This window comes from Pannonibacter sp. Q-1, from assembly GCF_054073275.1.
The window spans coordinates 336,755-353,809 of record NZ_JBSXNB010000004.1 but is presented as its reverse complement, the minus strand read 5'-3'; the positions used below and the strand labels follow the sequence as shown (position 1 = coordinate 353,809).

Below are 17,055 nucleotides of genomic sequence, written 5' to 3'. Positions count from 1 at the left end.
TCGATGCTCCTGATTATTAGATGAAGAGGCGATAATCGTATGACGCCGCGCCAAACCGCTGGAGTAGCGAGCCGATACGGGCAATTTCACTGGAGGACTGAAGCGTCGCCGGCAATTTGGTGTAAAGGTCGAACGTGTTCCAGTTCATCTTGGAAAGCCCGAGTATCTCCGCAGATAATTGGTCGAGAGGTGTAATGCCTGCATGACGCCGGACCGTAAGCGGTGCGGGAATACGCCTCTTGCCTTGAAAGTACTTCAGGTTCGGATTGACCGAGGCGGTCGCCCCATGGACCCACAGCAAGGCTGTAAAGTTGTCGAGCTTCATGACTGTGCCCCGCCGTACCGGGTAATTATCCTCATCGATGGTGCCGTCACGGCGCGGCATCGACGCGACGTAACGAAGGGCGAGATCTTCGACGATTTCCAGCATGTCGATGGCGGCGATGCCGCTGAGCCCGTCGAGCAACCCTTCGCGCTCCTCCTTCAGAAACGGTGTGCGCTTGTGCAACACGATGCGCCGGGGGAGCTTCATGCGAGCGTCGAAGAAAAGTTGACGAATGGTTTCCCCGGTGCGGCGGGCGTCGTCCCGCGACATAAAGGGGTTCTTACCCCTTACGATGGGGTTCTCAACCTTACTCAGCCGGTATTGCAGACCCTCGCCCCGCGCGCTGTAGATGTGGCTGCACCCTAGAACGATGTGACTGCCCTTCGCGGCGTTCCGATCAATACTGAACCCGAGCCCAACATAGGCCGCGTCTTCGTCAAGGCCACCAAGTACCCACGGCGTGCGCATCCCCTTGACATAGAGCGCGAGCGACAGCCACCACCACACGCGGCACTGCTGGGTATCCGAGAGCGTATCCTCGGTCAGGAACTGCGTCGCGACTCCGCGCTGGACGGCGTAGGCCTTAACGAAATCGTGCACGTCGAATCGCTCGTGCTCGTTGCGGTAGCCGCGCAAGTGATCCCAACGGCGCGGGAAGAAAATAAGCACGACGTGTGGCGCATAGGAGGAGCGCAGCGTCTCAAGAGCGCCCGTGATCTGCTGTGCGACCGATAGCGCGCCCGTCTGCGCGCCGGTGCTCGAAGGCTCCGCGCAATAAGCCCAGCCTGGCGCGCCAGGCTCGGGAATCTCGATGGGCAGGCCATAGGCCTGCTGGAAGCCGGGATAGTCGACGAGGTAGTCACGCTCCGAGTCGGCGGGACGGTGTCCCTGATTGGCCTTTTGAAGATAGCCGCGTACGTGCGGCGCTTCGGAGCGCGGGCAGATCACGCCGATGCGCAGCGACGGCACAAGCCCCTTGAGCGTGAGCGGATAATCGAAGGGGCGGTTCGCTGCGAGACCCCGTACCGGATGCGTGTCAGTATTTGTACCAGTTCCACGCTTGTCACAGAACAAAAGGGTCGGCTCGGTCAGTTCAAGGCCCTTGTATTTGATGAGGGGGTGAAGGTTTTGCGTGATATTGGTGGCCCGCCCGCCGTACGGCAGGCCGATCTGTGCGAAGACCGGGGAGCGGCGGACGCGAAACTTGAAGCTCGATCCCACGCCGCTCGGAAACTCGAAAGAGGATGGCTTTTCCCTCGGGAAGAGCAGACCGCGCCACTTGTTCATGGCACTGTTGAACGGCTTGTTGTGCTGGTAGCCGAGAATGCCGAGCTTGACCGGTCCGGCGACCTCGTGAGGCACTTCCGCTCCGTTCTGGTCCAGCACCTTGATTGACGGCTTGAGGACAACGTACTGCGTGCCACCAACGCGGCGCAGAAACACGATGACCGATTCATGCGCATGGTACTGCACATTGTCCTGCCGCACTTTCTTGAGCGGCGTTTTCAGCCAAAGCTCAGACTGGCCGTCTGTCTCGACCTCGACGGCCTGCGCCATTGAGCGCACGAACGCTTCGCGCATTAGATTGACAATCGCGCCATCCTCGTAGCGCAACTCGTCGGGACTAACCGGTGTTCTCTCGATCGGTCCTTTGATGTTCTCGCCGAAGCAGTCCTTGATTTCGTCCACCGTGCCGAGCGCGAGAATCTTCCCCTTGAAAGGTACTGCGACGACCGGGCGCGCTCCGGTCTGCTCCCGCACCCATGACCAGACCTTCTCTGATGGCCAGGAGATGAGATTGAAGGAAAGCACCTCCGCCGGACAATCGATCTCGAAGGCGTTGCTCTTGATGAGGGTGTTCGCGCGATGCTCCGCCACCTGAAACGGTGCTCGCGCGAGAAGGTCGGCTGGGGCAAGCGCGGCAATGTCCTTGCGCGCCGCCTCGCGCCGCTCGCCCTCAAGGCAATGCAGTGCAACGCGGGCCATTAAATTGTCGAAGCCGAGCGCGGGAACGTAGAAGGACTGCCTGCCGTGTGCTCTGGCGTGAGCGATCAGGCGGGCAATCGGCTCTGGGACATCACCGTCGCCGTAGCCGCACCAATACAGTGCGCCTGTACCCTGCTCTGCGCAGGCAGCATGAAGGGCCTCCATGATGGAGTCGTCGCGCCCACTATAACCGCAGACGATCAGGGTGCGCTGGCGCAACTCGTCAATCAGAGCGCGGCGCAAGGCCTTTTCCTGGCGCTGGAGTTCCTCGGGCGTGTTCTTGAGTTCATCGTATCGGTAGTCGCCATGCAGCGAGACGCACAGCAACTCGCCTGCGTTCGCTGGACGAGCGACGCGACCCTGCGTGTCTATCCCGACCTCGAAAGGCGTGAGGCTGAAATTCGCGGCGGCGCGCGCCGGCAGCCCATCGAAATTCGTAGACCAGACGGAGCGGACAAGATCGGCCTTCGCGAGATGGCACAAAAGCCGGTAGCCGATATGCGGCTGCGCACCGCGCACTTTTTCTTGAAAGAAGGCGCGGCGGTCGTCGGCGATGGGAAAGCAGGCGCGGATATAGAAGCCGTACTCCTCGGCCGCCCCGTGCTGTGGATACATGCCCTGCGCGTCCAACCAACGCTGGATGCGGCGCTGCACGCTGGGCAGCGATAGCTCGGCTAACTGCTCTTCAAGACCGGGGTTGTTGGTGAGGAACAGGTCTCGTTTCCACTCCCATATGCAGGCTTGCGCCGATGGGATGCCGGAACTGACCGATGCGCCTGCCCCTAGAAAGAGCGCATGTGGAGTCGCTCGCCTGACGCCAATAGATCGGACGAAAGCGTCGAGGGAAAGTGAGATATCTTCCTCGCGTACGGCTGATTTGAGTGGTTCCGCAGTCATATTAGGCGCTTATCCTTTGGGAAGCCTCGCGCAATCGCTGAGATTCTGCGTCAATGGTGCAGCGGATCGAGGTGAGGAATCCGCGTAGGGACGGCTTCTGGGCGAGGCGTGCCATGACCAAGGTGGGATGGTCACCGTCGATGATCAGGGCGTGGTCTCCCGAGCGGAACCGAAGGGAACCGCGAAGATTTGCCAGCCCGATGAATAAGGGCCGGAAGCCCATGCCTCGGCCGATACCATCGCCAAAGCGTGAGCAGCCTTCCGTCAGCGTCATTTGCAGGGCTGTTCCGTTGTCCGCGAGGCTCGCGTGCGCGGTGCCGCTGCGAAGGCTTTCCAGCACCCCAATCCCTCGATCAGCCGCAACGAATTCAAACACGCCGGGCGCGGAACGGAAGATCAGCATCCCGGTCTGCGACGCCTCGGAATGCTCGTAAATGTTGCTCTGCATTTCCAGGATCGCGCCAACCAACTGTCCTGCGACCTTGTTCTCAAAGCCCGCTGCCATAGCGGCCTTCTGGGCGGCCACGCCAAAGGCGGTCCATGTGGTGGTCTCGGCTGGTGGTCGAGCCTCAGTCCGAAGAAAACCAAAATCGCGGCTTTCCGCACGTAGCCACTGCTGCTTACCATCGATCATAGCGCGATAGAAATCAGCCATGCCATCAAGGTTCAGCCAACTCCCCGACTCGGGAGTTGGTAGAAAGCCAGCCGCAGCCAAGTGACTGAGCTCCATGAGAGGGCCAAGATCGCTGGTCGTCCAGCAGATGCCGTCAGGCACGCCTCCCTCCAGTCGCCCTCGCTCCGCCGCGAAGGCAAGATCGTCAACTTGGGCAAAGGTAAGAAGAGCAGACGAAGACGCTGTCATCCGAAAGCCTCGCGCCTCTCGATACTTGAGAGGGTAGCGATTGGGCGCAGCCATCTCTCGACGGTTACATAATTTTCGGCAAGCAGCGCATCGAGCAGTGCACCGGCTGGTGTCAACGCCGGTTCCCACCTCAATGTACCCGTTTCGTCTAAGACCGCGCGTCGTCGCTTCATGGTCTTCATGAAGATGGACGTCTCGACCAGGCTCACCCCGGTAAAGGCGTTGGCCAGCATTGGGAGAACATCAATGCCCCCTCGAATGACGAGATGAAGCGGCCGCCCGATCGCACCCGCCATCCCAGCCAGCCATCGCGCATGGATTCCTTGACGCCCCGCCCAGCCGGTACCGGTGGCGAATTCATAGGCGATGTGAGTGATTTCCGGCCGACTGCCGATATATTCGGTCCAGCGCTGCATGTCCGTTTCTGTCCGGGCGTTCACGTGGAGCGCAGTGGAAAGGCCTTCCGACTGAAACTCCTCGTGGACCAAGCCGATACGCTTCATCGCATGAAGGTCATCCCAGCGGGGTTGGTCGATAAAGAGACTGTAGTTGGGCGTCGTCGCGAGCTCGATGCCAAGCTCACGCAACACGCGGATGATCCGGCGGCGTCCCTCACTGAGCTTCCACCATCCCTCGATAGGCGGGTCCTGGGCCGTGCCCGTCAGCACAAGGCGAGTGTTGGGCGCCAGTCCGAACGTTTCAATAAGCTCATTCCGGCTGCTGAACCGGAGTTGGCCGGTTCGGCGATGGAATAACTGATAGAGCGAGAGAGCGGTCGCCGGCGAATCGAAAGCGCAGGCCCGGGACGTGCGGTGGAAGACCATCGGAACGACCGCGGGCAAGTCGGACGATGATATGGGGACGGTCCGTGGAACCGTATTCAGATCGAAGCCGCCGACTTCCCGTACACGCAGGGCAAAATCGGGATGCTGGCGGCAGACCACATCGCACTGCTCCGGTTTCCCGCAGCAGAAGTCCAAGCATGAGAACATGTTGCGCCGGATCGAAAGGCCCCCGCAGAGGGTCTTTTCGGGGCAACCATGACACCCGAGAGAGGGAGCGTACCGTTCGCTATCGTGCCAGAGACGGCGCTCGCGGCGTGGATTGCGCGGCGATTGCGGGTCGATTGTAGAGGAGGGGGGCGTCAGCATATTGCGATTTCCGCGACTCCCGAGAGGGAATACACCTGCTCGACCGTGCCCTTAGCGACCCCGCAGGAGGAACGCACCGCCGCCACAAGATCGGTCGAAGGATTATGAAAACGCGCTACGACACTCAGGCCGCGCATGGCTATCAAGCCATTGTCTGCGGCTTGGACGGTGACGGCCTCGCCGGGCTGGAGGTGGGCATTATTGAGGATATCGGCTTCTGCGGTCCGCGCCGCACAACTCGGTTGTCGAGTGAAGAGGTCGGCCGTCGCAAGCTCAACGCGGCGTCGGTCCCAGCTTTTCTCAAAACTCTTCGCGGCCTTCCGAATGAAATCCGCGCCCATGGCCGTGTTCCTTCTTATAAAAGGGGGCGATACCGCTTGTTGCGGCCTTGACTGACCTCGACAATCAGACCGAGAGCGGCCAAGGCGGCGAGGCGATTGTTCCAAGCTGTTGTCTGGGTAACGCCTTCGCGGTCCCCATAAATGCGCATTAGTTCAGCGGCATCAGTTTCATTATGCGCGCGAACGAGATCAAACGTGACTTTTTGCTTCGGATTCAATTCGCCGAGCAGCGTCGATCCTTCCACGCAATTGTTATCGTCAAGCGTACACACGAGAAAAGCCTCGCCCCGATTTTTCGCCAATTCTAACAGCTCATCGCGGATATCGTCGTTGACGTTGGCAATCACGGGATAAAGGGTGGATCGACGTTGCCGCACATGCTCTCGGAAAACAACTGCGCTTTCCCGCAAGAAACTTGCCGTTGCGACAACTACTTTTCCGAAATCGAGAAATACCGGCTCCGGAACCACCGGATCGGTAGCCGTGGCGGATAGCAATTCATTCAGAACCTTCCGACCGTGAAGCGCGCCCGCCAATACCGTGCCGCCGCCCAACTTCTGAAAGTCAATTCGCAATGTCATACTCCTCACGTGTGCTACGTGAGATATGAGTGATTGGCGCGCCGGAGTCAAGGGCAGTCACAGGCGGCGCAGAACCTCTGCGCAGGCTGCTCTACAGCGGCATCACGCGCGCGCAGAAGCATTGCATGGTTATCGTGCTGGACCAGAATCGGATGAACGCGCCGCCGTTCGCGCCATAGCGTGTAATCGGCGGTTGTAGCGAGGGGCTATGCTAACTGGTAGGGCATGTGAGAACCCCTGCGCGCAGGGCAACGGCACGGAAGACGCTATCCATTTGATAATTAAAGAGATAGATGGCCAGTTTGTGCGGCAAACGGCGGTGTTTGGCGGAAGGGATGGGATTCGAACCCGCGAGACGCTTTTGTGATCCTGTTCCGCACTCTTCCCGGGAATGCGCTGGCCATGACGCAGGATGCGCCTGTCGAAGCCAGGCCCGAGCCGGATGGCACGTTTTCCGGAGCGAACGATGGGGCCGTACTTCCGTCCGCCGCCCGGACATGATGCGCCTTCACGCTCCGGTGTGCGGTTTTTCGTCCGGGCCCTCGAGTGCGGAGCGCAGCCGCCGGATCATGACGGCTCTCTGCTTCTCGCTCGGGCTTGCGGCCAATGCATCGTTGATATCAAGGATCAGGCGCGAGACATCATTGTGCCAGTCCAGCCTTGCCACCTTTCCGGCCGGCAGCCGCGGATGGCCGGGGCTTGCGGCCCGGTGTGCGCCCGTGCCCGTCAGGTCGAAGGCTTCGTCCAGTTCGGGCTGCAGGATTCTGCCGGGGCTGACGATCCCGCTCAGGCCCGCTGCGAGGCTTTCGCGGGCCTCCGGCTCGCCATGGACAAGAAACAGGTCATGGGTCAGCGGCAGCCGCGCCTTGATCCAGTCCACCAGTTCCGTGCGGTCTGCGTGCCCGGAGTAGAGGTCGAGCGACCGGATGCGGGCATGTACACTGAATTCCTCGCCCTGGATGCGAACCACCTGTGCCCCGCTCTGGAGAATGCGCCCCAGCGTGCCTTCCGCCTGATAGCCGGTAAACAGGACTGTTGCGGTGCTTCGCCAGAGCCAGTTCTTCAGCCGGTGGCGGATGCGCCCGGCCTCGCACATGCCGGAGGCGGCGATGATGATGTGAAAGCCCCGGACACCATCCAGCGCCATGCTTTCTTCGCGGGTTTCCGTGAAATGCAGGTTGGCGGCCCTCAGGCCGCGCATCAGGTCCGCTCCCTCTTCGAGCTCCCGGTGATGATTGGCAAATATCCGTGTTGCCTTGCTTGCAAGAGGGCTGTCCACAAAGACCGGAATGTCCGGAAGCTCGCCTTCGGCGATCAGCCGCCCGATGTCGCTGATGAGTTCCTGCGTGCGCTCCACGGCGAAGGAGGGGATCAGCAGTACCCCATCCGGATGCATTGCGGCACGCACCTCGTCCCGCAGCAGGAGGCGCCGGGACGCAGGTGTGGCTTCGGGCCGGTCTTCATCGCCATAGGTGGATTCGCAGATCAGGTAATCCACGCCAGCTGGTCCCTCCGGGTCGGCATGCATCAGCTTGCAATCCGGCCCGATATCGCCCGAGATCAGAATTTTCAGCGGCGGACTGCCATTGTCCCCGCCGATTTCGACCTCCACCGATGCCGAGCCGAGAAGATGCCCCGCATTCCATAGTCTCGCACGCAGGCCGGAGATGACCGGGAACCATTCGTTCAATCGATGCGGCTGAAACAGGCGGAGGCATGCCTCGGCATCACTGTTGTCGTAAATCGGCTTGATCCGGCCCCGGTTCCGGCGTGCGGCCCTGCGATTGAACTGCTCGACCTCCATCTCCTGGATATGCGCACTGTCAGGCAGCATGACACCGGCGAGGCCGATCGTTGCAGGTGTTGCGTGGATGGAACCGGTGAAGCCATGGCGCACCAGTTTCGGCAGCAGGCCCGAATGGTCGATATGGGCATGGCTGAGGATCACGGCTGCAATGCGGTCCGGAGCGAAGGGGAAGGGGCGGTAGTTGAGCTCCTTTTCCGTTTTCGATCCCTGAAACATGCCACAGTCGATCAGGATCTGGCCGTGGTCCGTTTCAAGCCGGAAGCACGATCCGGTGACACTCCCGGCGGCACCGTGGAAGGTCAGGCGGGGAGGGTTCATCGGACGTTCCTTTCCTGCTCCTGCGGGCACTGTCACATCTGCAAGACATACCGGCCCGGTGCCGGGTCAAGCGGTGGCAGGCCATGTGCCGGTGCGCCGGTGGCAGGCGCCTGCCGTGAACCGCTGCTCTTTTCCCGCAGCCAGTCCTTCCATGCCGGCCACCATGAGCCATCCTCAGGGGAGGCATCGGCGATCCAGTCGTCAGGCCCGGTGTAAAGGCCCCCGGCCGGGCGGTGGGTCAGGCGGTAGTGGCTGCGGCGGTCACTGGGCTCGTTGACAATGCCGCTGTTGTGGCCGCCGCTGGCCAGTACGAAGACCAGGTCGCAATCGGTGAACAGCTTCGTCTTGTAAACGGACTTCCAGGGGGCGATGTGGTCGGTCTCTGTCGCGACGGCAAACATCGGGGTGGAAATGTCCTTCAGGGCGATCACCCGGCCCTCGACAGCAAAGCGCCCGGCCGTCAGCCGGTTCTCCAGAAACAGGCCACGCAGATACTGCCCGTGCATTTTCGCAGGCATCCTTGTCGTGTCGGCCACCCAGACGCCCATGTCGGTGGGCAGTTCCTCCTGACCCAGGAAGTAGCGCCGCACGGCTCTCGACCAGATCAGGTCCTCGGAGCGGATGGTGGAAAAGGTCCGGGCCATCTGCGGCCGGTCGAGATAGCCCTGATCCCACATCATGTCCTCAAGGAAAGCCACCTGACTTTCATCCGCGAAAAGCAGCAGCTCGCCTGCCTCGGCGAAGTCGACCTGTGCGGCCATCAGTGTGATGCTTGCCAGCCGGTCATCGCCATTGCGGGCCATCGTTGCTGCGGCGATGGCCAGCATCGTTCCGCCCAGGCAGTAGCCGGCTGCATGGATCCTGCTGCCGGGCACGATCCGGCCCACGGCATCCAGCGCCGCCATGACACCCGCCGTCCGGTAATCCTCAAGCGAAAGACCGGCCTGTTCTGCGGTCGGGTTGCACCACGAGATGATGAAGACGGTAAAGCCCTGCCGGACAAGATAGTTTACCATCGAATTGTGGGGCGACAGATCGAGGATGTAATATTTCATGATCCAGGCCGGCACGATCAGGATAGGCTCGGCCATTGTTTCTGCCGTCTGCGCGTCATACTGGATCAGTTCGAACAGATCATTGCGGAACACCACCTTGCCCGGGGTGCAGGCCAGATCCTCTCCGATCCGGAAACCTTCCGGCGCTGGATCATGTGTTTGTGTCAGGGTCTTCACCATGTCCCGCAAGAAATGCCCGGCGCCATCGGTCAGGTTGCGTCCTCCGCTGGCCAGAAAGGCCTCGATGATCTCCGGGTTCAGGGCCGGAAAATTCGACGGGGACATTGTGTCCAGTATCTGACGCGCCATGAACCGGGTGCGGTCGGCATTTTCGGGCCGGAGGCCGCGCAGATGATCCGTCGCGTGGTCCCACCAGTCCTGAATGGCAAGGAAACCCTGCTGCCAGAGAAGGAACGGCGGAGCCTGCCATCCGGGATGCCTGAAGCGGTGATCGTAAGGTTTCGGCACAAAGGGGTGCGGGCTGCCAAGACCCGCCTTGGATGCAAGGGTCATGAGCTTCATGGCGTTCTGCATGGCACGTTCGGCCAGTTCCAGCTGCCGGCCCGGCGACTCGCTCATGTGAAACGCCCAGTCGGTGCTGGCCTCGATGAAGGCATGCAGTGAAACGCCTGCGCTCAACCGGGCAAGTGCGGCCCGCACCCCCCGGTCCAGGTTCTGATGCGGGTGCTCTGGCGTCCCGGCGCCATGCCGCAGGGCAGGGGCAGCGGCACGGGCAACGGCAGGGGCAGCAACATGGGCTGCCGGGGCAGGGTATGGCGGCATCGGTGCCAGGGATGCCGGTGGTGTTGGTACAGGCCTATCGGTCATCAGGAAGCCATCCACGGGGACAATGAGCAATCCGCCCTCCCGCTCTGCAGTGACGTTCAGGTTTCGCTTCTGCGCGGGACGATCCGGCTCTGGTTCGAACAAGATAGCCCATGTTGTCTGACCGGACGTTGATCCAGAGCAAAGGAGAGGCTGTCACCTGATTTGCGCAGGCTCCTGAAATCGGGATTTGTGAGGGACGGTCGCGGCGGTGAGGCTCCGTAAGCCTGTCTGCAGTCTCACTGAAAGCTCGCCTGAAAGGCGGTTGCGGTCAGAGAGACATGGGCCTCAAGGGGCGGATGGAGTTCAAAGGCTTTCGGCTCGCGTGAGAAATTCCAAAGCCGCATCAGGCACCACTCGTCCCGCCGCTCATTGGCAACGTCCAGTTCGTTGCGGGAGATGTGGAAGGGCGTGCGCTCCCAGCCGTTGGTGGTCTTCACCTCGATCAGCCGCAGGCGGCCATCCGGCTGGAAACTGCCGATATCATAGCCTGCGCCGTCGCCATCCTCCTGAGAGGTCCAGCGTACTTTCCGTGCCAGATCGTTACGCCCGGCGGCGCGCAGCGTGAAGCGTTCGTAGTCCAGAACGAATTCTTCCCCTGCCTTGCCGAGTGCCCGGTTCCGCTCGTCCCGTCCGGCCACGTCAAACTTGCGGGCGATGCGCAGCATCTGTTCCAGTTCCTGCGGGGGCGGCTGATTGCTCCGGGTCGGGGCGGGGCCGATCCAGAGCGCGGAGGGCTCATGCAGGCCGCTGGTTGCAACTGAACCGTCTTGCCTGCGCTCTGTCCAGTGTGGATTTCTGGCAAGCCACTCGGCCACAGCGTCTTCAAGCGAGGCCTGAAAGTTGAACGCCGGTTTGTAGCCTGAGATCCAGGTTTCTCCGAATCCCTTCAGGACGGCGCTGATGTTTTGATGCTTGAATTCGACTGAGCCTTCGGTGCGTCCGTTCAAAAACGGCAGCAGCCCACGCCGGTGTTCAGCCTTGCTGTAGGGGCGCCCGGCACAATCGTCGGCCAGCATCGCGAAATAGTCCGCGACGATCAGCCTGTTCTCGTCATCTGTCCAGTTTGCGCCAGCCATGATGCCAGGCTACAGAACCAAAAGGCCATTGTCATCAGAAGGATGAGTTCAAGATCTCATGTCTGTGTTTAGATCTAACAGATGGATATGATCGATTCTGAAAGAGGGGCATGGCAGCCCAAACGGTACAACTGACCGGTTATTTCCGCGCATCGAATTCCAGGCGGGCGGCCTCGATCTCTGCCCGGTGCTCCAAAGCCCACGAGGCCAGGTGGGAAAACCGCATGAACAGGCTTTGTCCCAACGGGCGTAGCCGGTAGTCCACGCGCGGCGGCGCAGTCGGCGTGACGATCCGTTCGACCAGCCCGTTCCGCTCCAGCTTGCGCAGGGTCTGGGTCATCACCTTCTGCGACACATCTGGAATGTCGCGGCGCAATTCCGAAAAACGCCGCGACGACTGATGCAGGGCCGCCATCACGAGGATCGACCATTTGTCGCTGATCCCGTCCAGCACATGGCGCACGGGGCAGGTCTCGGGATCAAGCGAGATTCCGGGTGTCCCGGACAGGTCTTTCAAAATCACGGCGGCCTCACAAGTTTATGATGGGTTGCCCGATGGTTACCAAAAAGTGCCTCCTTTCGAAACCGTAAAACTCTGATTAGGTGTTTGGTATCGAAAGGAAACCTGATTGGCGATGAGACTTTGCTCCTGCGCCCAGCAACCTCTCGAACCGATCCCTCTCGTCAAACCCGAAATCGATAGGAATTTCTCATGTCAATTCTCAGGATCACTGCCTTGACAGTTGCGTTGACCCTTTCGCCTTTCGCCGCCCCGGCCATGGCGCAAGAGTCCAACAAGGACTTCGTCGTGAAGGCGGTCACGGAACTGTTTTCAAACAAGGATCTGACGGCGATCGACCGCTACTGGGCCGAAAGCTACATGCAGCGCAACCCTGGTTTGGCCTCGACCAGCGCCGTTCTGAAGGAAGCGTTGAAGGATATGCCCGCCAGCATGACCTATGAGATCGGCATGGTGATTGCCGAAGGCGACTTGGTGGCCATTCATGGCCGTTACACCGGCTGGGGGCCGAAGCCGCTGATCGTGGTCGACATCTATCGCGTGGAGAATGGCAAGATTGCCGAACACTGGGATGTTGGCCAGGAAGAAGTGCTGGAGACCGCCTCCGGTCTGCCCATGTTCGAACCGGCGCAATAATCCCGGGGGCAAGTGGCAGACAGCCTTCTGTCACACCTCCATGGCCCGCAATCTGAACCGCTTCGGCAAGCCGGGTGATGCGATGCGGATCGCAGGCCTGATCATGAACGCTGCCGCGCCAGCCTCTCAAGATCAGACCGTGTTGAGCCATCCGGGAAAGCTCCCGCCGTTGGACATGAAAATGCAGACCCGACCGTGAGCTTCAGAAGCCGGCATAGGCCATTCGCTGCTGAGTGGAGAAACCGGGCCTCGGCGAACAGTAAGATTGGATTGCAAAATAGGGGGAGTGGCGGAGAGGATGGGATTCGAACCCACGAGACGCTTTTGACGCCTACTCCCTTAGCAGGGGAGCGCCTTCGACCACTCGGCCACCTCTCCGGTGGAGACCCTGATAAAGGATCTTGCGCTGAATGCAAGTGATTTGCGCAAGGGGCTGTGGATTCTGGAAGGCGGTTCAGCGGGTTGGGGAAAACTCGTGTCTTGCGGGGGCAAGAGCGGCGGAAAAGGGCGGGCTGACGCGGAACTGGCGGTCAGCCCGTCACCTTGAACCTGAGTGATCATGCTTTGCCGGTGCGCCGGTCGCTTTGGCCGGAGGGTGCTGTCCGGTGCGCTGTGTCACTGCAGGCGCAGCCATTCGCGGGCGAGGCGCTGGGCCGTGGCGATGTCTGCGGCCGTCATTTCGCCGGAGATTTCCTTGCGGTAGCGGGCAGCTTCCGTGTTGCCTTTCATGGCGGCGAGATTGAACCACTTGTGGGCGCTGACGAGATCAGCGGTGCCGGTGCGGCCGGCGGCGCAATCAAGGCCCATCTGGAAGAGGATGCTGGCCGGGGTGCAGGCGGCGGTGCCGCCCATGATGGCCATGTCGGCCTGATGCATTTCAAAACGTGCCATTTGCGGTCCCTGTCTTCAAGCCCCGTCTTGCGGAGGTCCTGCCCTTGCAGTGTTTTGTCGTCGTTCCTGTTGATGACTTCGGCCCGGCGCTCTTTGAGGCTTCTGTGTGCCTTGGTCTGGAAGCGGCTCCGTCTTTGCGGAGATTGCCTGCGTCCTTGAGGGAAATACTGCCCGGGCGGGCTGAAAGGGCCGTTAAAACTTTAACTTAATGCAATTCAAACAAGACTCTAACCAGATGTAAAATTTACATCCGCTTAAGCAGGAATCGGCTGAAAGCAGTTTGGAATCAGCTTCCATTGCTTGCACTTCTCCGAACCGTGGTGACGCTTTATTCACCACGGTGGAAGAAGGCAGCGGGGAAAGACATGAAAAGACTGGAAAACGCTTGGGGCAGATATGCGGCCGGACGGTATCCGCTCAGCCGCGCGTGACCTCGAAAGGCGTGTCGAGCCAGTGCTCCTCCAGATTGGCGCTGCTGCCGATGCGGTCGATGACGGCAAAGAGGCCCGGGGCCTCCAGCGGTGTCAGCACCCCGTGCCATGTGCCGCGCAAAAGGTTGATGGCCTGACCGGGCCGGGTGAGGAAGGCACGGGGCGTACCGGGGCGGCCATTCTCGTCCTCTGCGGTGATGACGAGGAAGGACGTGAGGCTCATCGGCACAAAGGCCTGGCTGCCGTCCGGATGGCGCTCCAGCATCTCCAGCCGGTAGGGCAGGGTGCGCGGCTCGGCCTTGAAGAGGGAAAGTCCCGCCCGCCCGTCCGGTCCGAAATCTAGCCGCGCCCGGTCGTGAAAGCGGCCGCACAGGCCCTGATTGATCAGCCGGTCCGGCGCGCCCTCTGCCTCCAGCACATCGCCGAAGGGGCGGAAGGATTCTGCCGTCAGCGGCTCGGTGACGATCCGGGGCAGGGTGGCCCCGGATGCCGTTTCCATGGCCCGTGTCATCGGCCAAGCACTCCGGAGAGCTTGGCGTGGCGGTTCACGTCCTTGTAGAGCAGATAGCGGAAGCGGCCGGGTCCGCCCGCATAGCAGGCCTGCGGGCAGAAGGCGCGCAGCCACATGAAGTCGCCCGCTTCCACCTCCACCCAGTCCTGATTGAGCTTGTAGACGGCCTTGCCCTCCAGCACGTAGAGCCCGTGTTCCATGACATGGGTCTCTTCAAAGGGGATCAGCCCGCCCGGCTGGAAGGTGACCACATTGACATGCATGTCGTGGGAAAGGTCTGACGGATCGACAAAGCGGGTGGTCGCCCAGGCGCCATTGGTGCCGGGCATGGCGACGGGCTCGATCAGCTTTTCATTGGTGACGAAAGCCCTGGGCCGGGCAATGCCGGGGGCATCCTCATAGGCCTTGCGCACCCAGTGGAAATGGGCCGCCGTGCTGCCGGGGTTGGTCAGTGTCCAGCCGCTTTCCGGTGGCAGATAGGCAAAGCCGCCCGGCTCCATGATGTGGGTGGTGCCATCGACGGTGAGGCTGAGCGTGCCTTCGGTGACGAACAGCACGCCTTGCGCCTGCGCGTCCGGCTCCGGCGCGGAAGAGCCGCCGGTGGGCTGCAGTTCCATCACATACTGGCTGAAGGTTTCGGAAAAGCCGCTCATCGGCCGGGCAATGATCCAGCAGCGCAAGCCCGTCCAGCCGGGCAGATAGGACGTGACGATGTCGGAAAATACGCCTTTGGGAATGACGGCATAGGCAGGCGTGAAAAGGGCGCGGCCCGTGTGAAGGGTCGTCTGGGACGGAAGACCGCCCTGGGGCACATGATAACCGGACATGATGTCTCTCGAAGGTGAAGCACTGTTCTTTACGGGTTACCGGTGGGGCGCAAAACCCTCTCCCCCCTTGAGGGGGAGATGCCCCCGGCAGGCGGCAGAGGGGGGGTATGCGGCCTGTCCGGCCATAAGAGAGGTGGCTCTGCTCCGAAGCGCTGCCACCCCCTCTGTCTGCTAGCGCAGACATCTCCCCCTCAAGGGGGGAGAGGGACGCTGCGGCAATACTCGGGGTTCTTCATTCGATCCTGTGTGAGCATGCGATTGTCCAGTCCGTTTGAAAACTCTGTGTGAAGACAGGCGGGCCCCTGGCGGGCCTTTCGCGCCACCTTAGACCGGAAAGCTGAAGGCTGGCGAGCCCCCGGCGCCTCATTCAAAGGCTGGTTCAGCGCAAAAAGGCGGCAGGCTGCCCAGCGGAAGGACGGGCTGGAGCGGCCTATGCGGCGGGTCTGTCTGCGGCACGTTGACCAGTCATTTGCACTCCATGGATTTTTTTGGCCCGATCGGGTGATGGCGGTGGCAATCGGCACCGCGATTTGCCATCTTTCCGGCACGAGGCGGCGGCAGATTGCGCAGGCGGGGAAAACGGCCCGCAGCGAGGCCCGCAATGGGCGGCCGGGACGCCGGAGCAGGAAGAGATCGGACCCGATTCCGTCATGGATCATTCAGTGAAGGAAAACGTGCCAGTCACACAGGATGTGACTGTCCGTGTGCGCCGCCCGTTGATTACAGACATGGCCGCCGCACGGTGGCTGCTGCTGTTCGTGCTCGGGGCCTCCATCTGGTTCTTCCACGGCTTCATCGTGCCGGTGCTGGCGGCGACCGTGATTGCCTTTGCCAGCTGGCCGCTGCTGCGGCTGATCGAGCGGCGCCTGGCCTGCGGGCGCATACTGGCCGCCAGCCTGATGGTGCTGATGATCATCGGCTTCATCGTCGCGCCGGTCACCTATGCCATGGTCTATGCGGTGGGCGAATCCCAGTCCTGGATCAGCTGGGCCATCGCGGTGAACCAGCAGGGGGAGGCGGTGCCGGGCTGGATTGCCAACCTGCCGCAGGTGGGGCCCTGGCTCACCATCCAGTGGGACAAGTATATCGGTCATCCGGGCGCCATCGGTGAACTCATCCAGCTCGTCAGCGGCGCCAATATCGGCACCATCTACCGGGGCATTCTGACTGCCGGCACCATGGCGTTTCATCTGGCGCTGACGCTGGTTTTCATGCTGATCGCCCTCTTCATTCTCTACCGGGACGGGGAGAAGATCGCCGCGCAGATCGACCGGGTGGGCCAGCGCATCCTGCCGGAGCGCTGGGACCGGCTGTCCCGCGTTGTGCCCGCCACCATCAGTTCCACCGTCACCGGCATGACGCTGATCGCCATCGGCGAGGGCATCGTTCTCGGCATTGCCTATGCCATCGCCGGGGTGCCGTCACCGGTGACGCTTGGCGTCATCACCGGCTTCATGGCGCTTATTCCCGGCGGCGCGCCTTTGGCCTTCTCACTGGTCTCCGTCTATCTGGTGGCCAGCGGATCCACGGTTGCCGGCGTTGCCCTGTTCATCTGGGGCACGACGGAGCTTTTCATCGTCGACAAGACCATCCGCCCGCTGCTCGTCGGCGGTCCGGTGAAACTGCCCTTCCTGCCCACCTTCTTCGGCCTCATCGGCGGGGTGAAGACCATGGGCATCGTCGGCCTTTTCGTCGGCCCGGTGCTCATGGCCCTGCTGGTCGCCATGTGGCGCGAATGGCAGCGGGAGATTGATGTATCGTCGCGGGTGAGGTGAGAGGGGCGGAGGTTGATGTCTTGCTGTCTTTCGGCGGAGCGCATCAGCCTCCTTTAGCTGGGCGTGGTACCGGAGCGAACTGGTGACCAACCGGTAACCTCACTCTCGTCATCCCGGCCAAGCGCAGCGCGAGCCGGGACCGGTGAGCCGGGTTGGGTGTTGGTTTAATGAATTCCAACTTATAGACTGTGACTCACCGGTACCGGATCTCCGCTTCGCTTCGTCCGGTATGACGAT

Annotated in this window: 15 protein-coding genes and 1 tRNA gene; 3 read left to right on the top strand and 13 right to left on the bottom strand. The window is 61.5% G+C overall.

Going from position 1 to position 17,055, the window contains the following annotated elements:
• Positions 1-16 precede the first annotated feature (16 nt).
• From ACVNHC_RS13095 to ACVNHC_RS13055, 9 genes are all read right to left on the bottom strand, one after another.
• Positions 17-3,208 carry an SIR2 family protein gene (locus tag ACVNHC_RS13095; protein ID WP_457167508.1) on the bottom strand — a complete coding sequence of 1,064 codons (3,192 nt, stop codon included), beginning with the start codon at positions 3,206-3,208 and terminating at the stop codon, positions 17-19.
• Between the two features lies 1 nt (position 3,209).
• Complete coding sequence (locus tag ACVNHC_RS13090) at positions 3,210-3,983, bottom strand: hypothetical protein (RefSeq protein WP_457167507.1); 774 nt, start codon at positions 3,981-3,983, stop codon at positions 3,210-3,212.
• A gap of 83 nt (positions 3,984-4,066) precedes the next feature.
• Positions 4,067-5,221, bottom strand: coding sequence for a hypothetical protein (locus tag ACVNHC_RS13085; protein WP_457167506.1), 1,155 nt, complete (start codon positions 5,219-5,221; stop codon positions 4,067-4,069).
• Entirely contained in the window at positions 5,215-5,562 is a 348-nt protein-coding gene (locus ACVNHC_RS13080; RefSeq protein ID WP_457167505.1) for a hypothetical protein, read from the bottom strand. The genes ACVNHC_RS13085 and ACVNHC_RS13080 overlap by 7 nt, the downstream gene beginning before the upstream one ends.
• Positions 5,563-5,576: 14 nt before the next feature.
• On the bottom strand, positions 5,577-6,137 hold the full coding sequence (locus ACVNHC_RS13075; RefSeq protein WP_457167504.1) for a hypothetical protein: 561 nt from the start codon (positions 6,135-6,137) through the stop codon (positions 5,577-5,579).
• A gap of 514 nt (positions 6,138-6,651) precedes the next feature.
• Positions 6,652-8,268 carry an MBL fold metallo-hydrolase gene (locus ACVNHC_RS13070; RefSeq protein ID WP_457167503.1) on the bottom strand — a complete coding sequence of 539 codons (1,617 nt, stop codon included), beginning with the start codon at positions 8,266-8,268 and terminating at the stop codon, positions 6,652-6,654.
• 32 nt (positions 8,269-8,300) lie between these two features.
• Positions 8,301-10,181: a PHA/PHB synthase family protein gene (locus ACVNHC_RS13065; protein ID WP_457167502.1), complete on the bottom strand. Its 1,881-nt coding sequence runs from the start codon at positions 10,179-10,181 to the stop codon at positions 8,301-8,303.
• A gap of 206 nt (positions 10,182-10,387) precedes the next feature.
• On the bottom strand, positions 10,388-11,227 hold the full coding sequence (locus ACVNHC_RS13060; protein WP_457167501.1) for a DUF3883 domain-containing protein: 840 nt from the start codon (positions 11,225-11,227) through the stop codon (positions 10,388-10,390).
• A 139-nt stretch (positions 11,228-11,366) separates the two neighbouring features.
• Positions 11,367-11,750 (bottom strand): winged helix-turn-helix transcriptional regulator, encoded by a 384-nt coding sequence (locus ACVNHC_RS13055; RefSeq protein WP_457167500.1) that lies wholly within the window; start codon positions 11,748-11,750, stop codon positions 11,367-11,369.
• A gap of 213 nt (positions 11,751-11,963) precedes the next feature.
• Between ACVNHC_RS13055 and ACVNHC_RS13050 the strand changes: the two genes are divergently transcribed.
• On the top strand, positions 11,964-12,383 hold the full coding sequence (locus ACVNHC_RS13050; protein ID WP_457167499.1) for a nuclear transport factor 2 family protein: 420 nt from the start codon (positions 11,964-11,966) through the stop codon (positions 12,381-12,383).
• Positions 12,384-12,423: 40 nt separating this feature from the next.
• A complete protein-coding gene (locus ACVNHC_RS13045; protein WP_457167498.1) occupies positions 12,424-12,582 on the top strand; it encodes a hypothetical protein in 159 nt (52 codons plus the stop codon).
• An 88-nt stretch (positions 12,583-12,670) separates the two neighbouring features.
• Here the strand turns inward: ACVNHC_RS13045 and ACVNHC_RS13040 are convergent.
• The 4 genes from ACVNHC_RS13040 to ACVNHC_RS13025 form a co-directional block, all read right to left on the bottom strand.
• Positions 12,671-12,761 (bottom strand) — tRNA-Ser (locus tag ACVNHC_RS13040).
• Between the two features lie 237 nt (positions 12,762-12,998).
• On the bottom strand, positions 12,999-13,274 hold the full coding sequence (locus ACVNHC_RS13035) for a hypothetical protein (protein ID WP_457167497.1): 276 nt from the start codon (positions 13,272-13,274) through the stop codon (positions 12,999-13,001).
• Between the two features lie 417 nt (positions 13,275-13,691).
• Positions 13,692-14,204, bottom strand: a complete 513-nt coding sequence (locus tag ACVNHC_RS13030) for an ureidoglycolate lyase (protein ID WP_457167496.1) — start codon at positions 14,202-14,204, stop codon at positions 13,692-13,694.
• 8 nt (positions 14,205-14,212) lie between these two features.
• Positions 14,213-15,043: a bifunctional allantoicase/(S)-ureidoglycine aminohydrolase gene (locus tag ACVNHC_RS13025; RefSeq protein WP_457167495.1), complete on the bottom strand. Its 831-nt coding sequence runs from the start codon at positions 15,041-15,043 to the stop codon at positions 14,213-14,215.
• A 650-nt stretch (positions 15,044-15,693) separates the two neighbouring features.
• On the opposite strand from ACVNHC_RS13025, the gene ACVNHC_RS13020 reads away from it, so the two are divergent.
• Positions 15,694-16,818 (top strand): AI-2E family transporter, encoded by a 1,125-nt coding sequence (locus tag ACVNHC_RS13020; RefSeq protein WP_050473155.1) that lies wholly within the window; start codon positions 15,694-15,696, stop codon positions 16,816-16,818.
• Positions 16,819-17,055 lie beyond the last annotated feature (237 nt).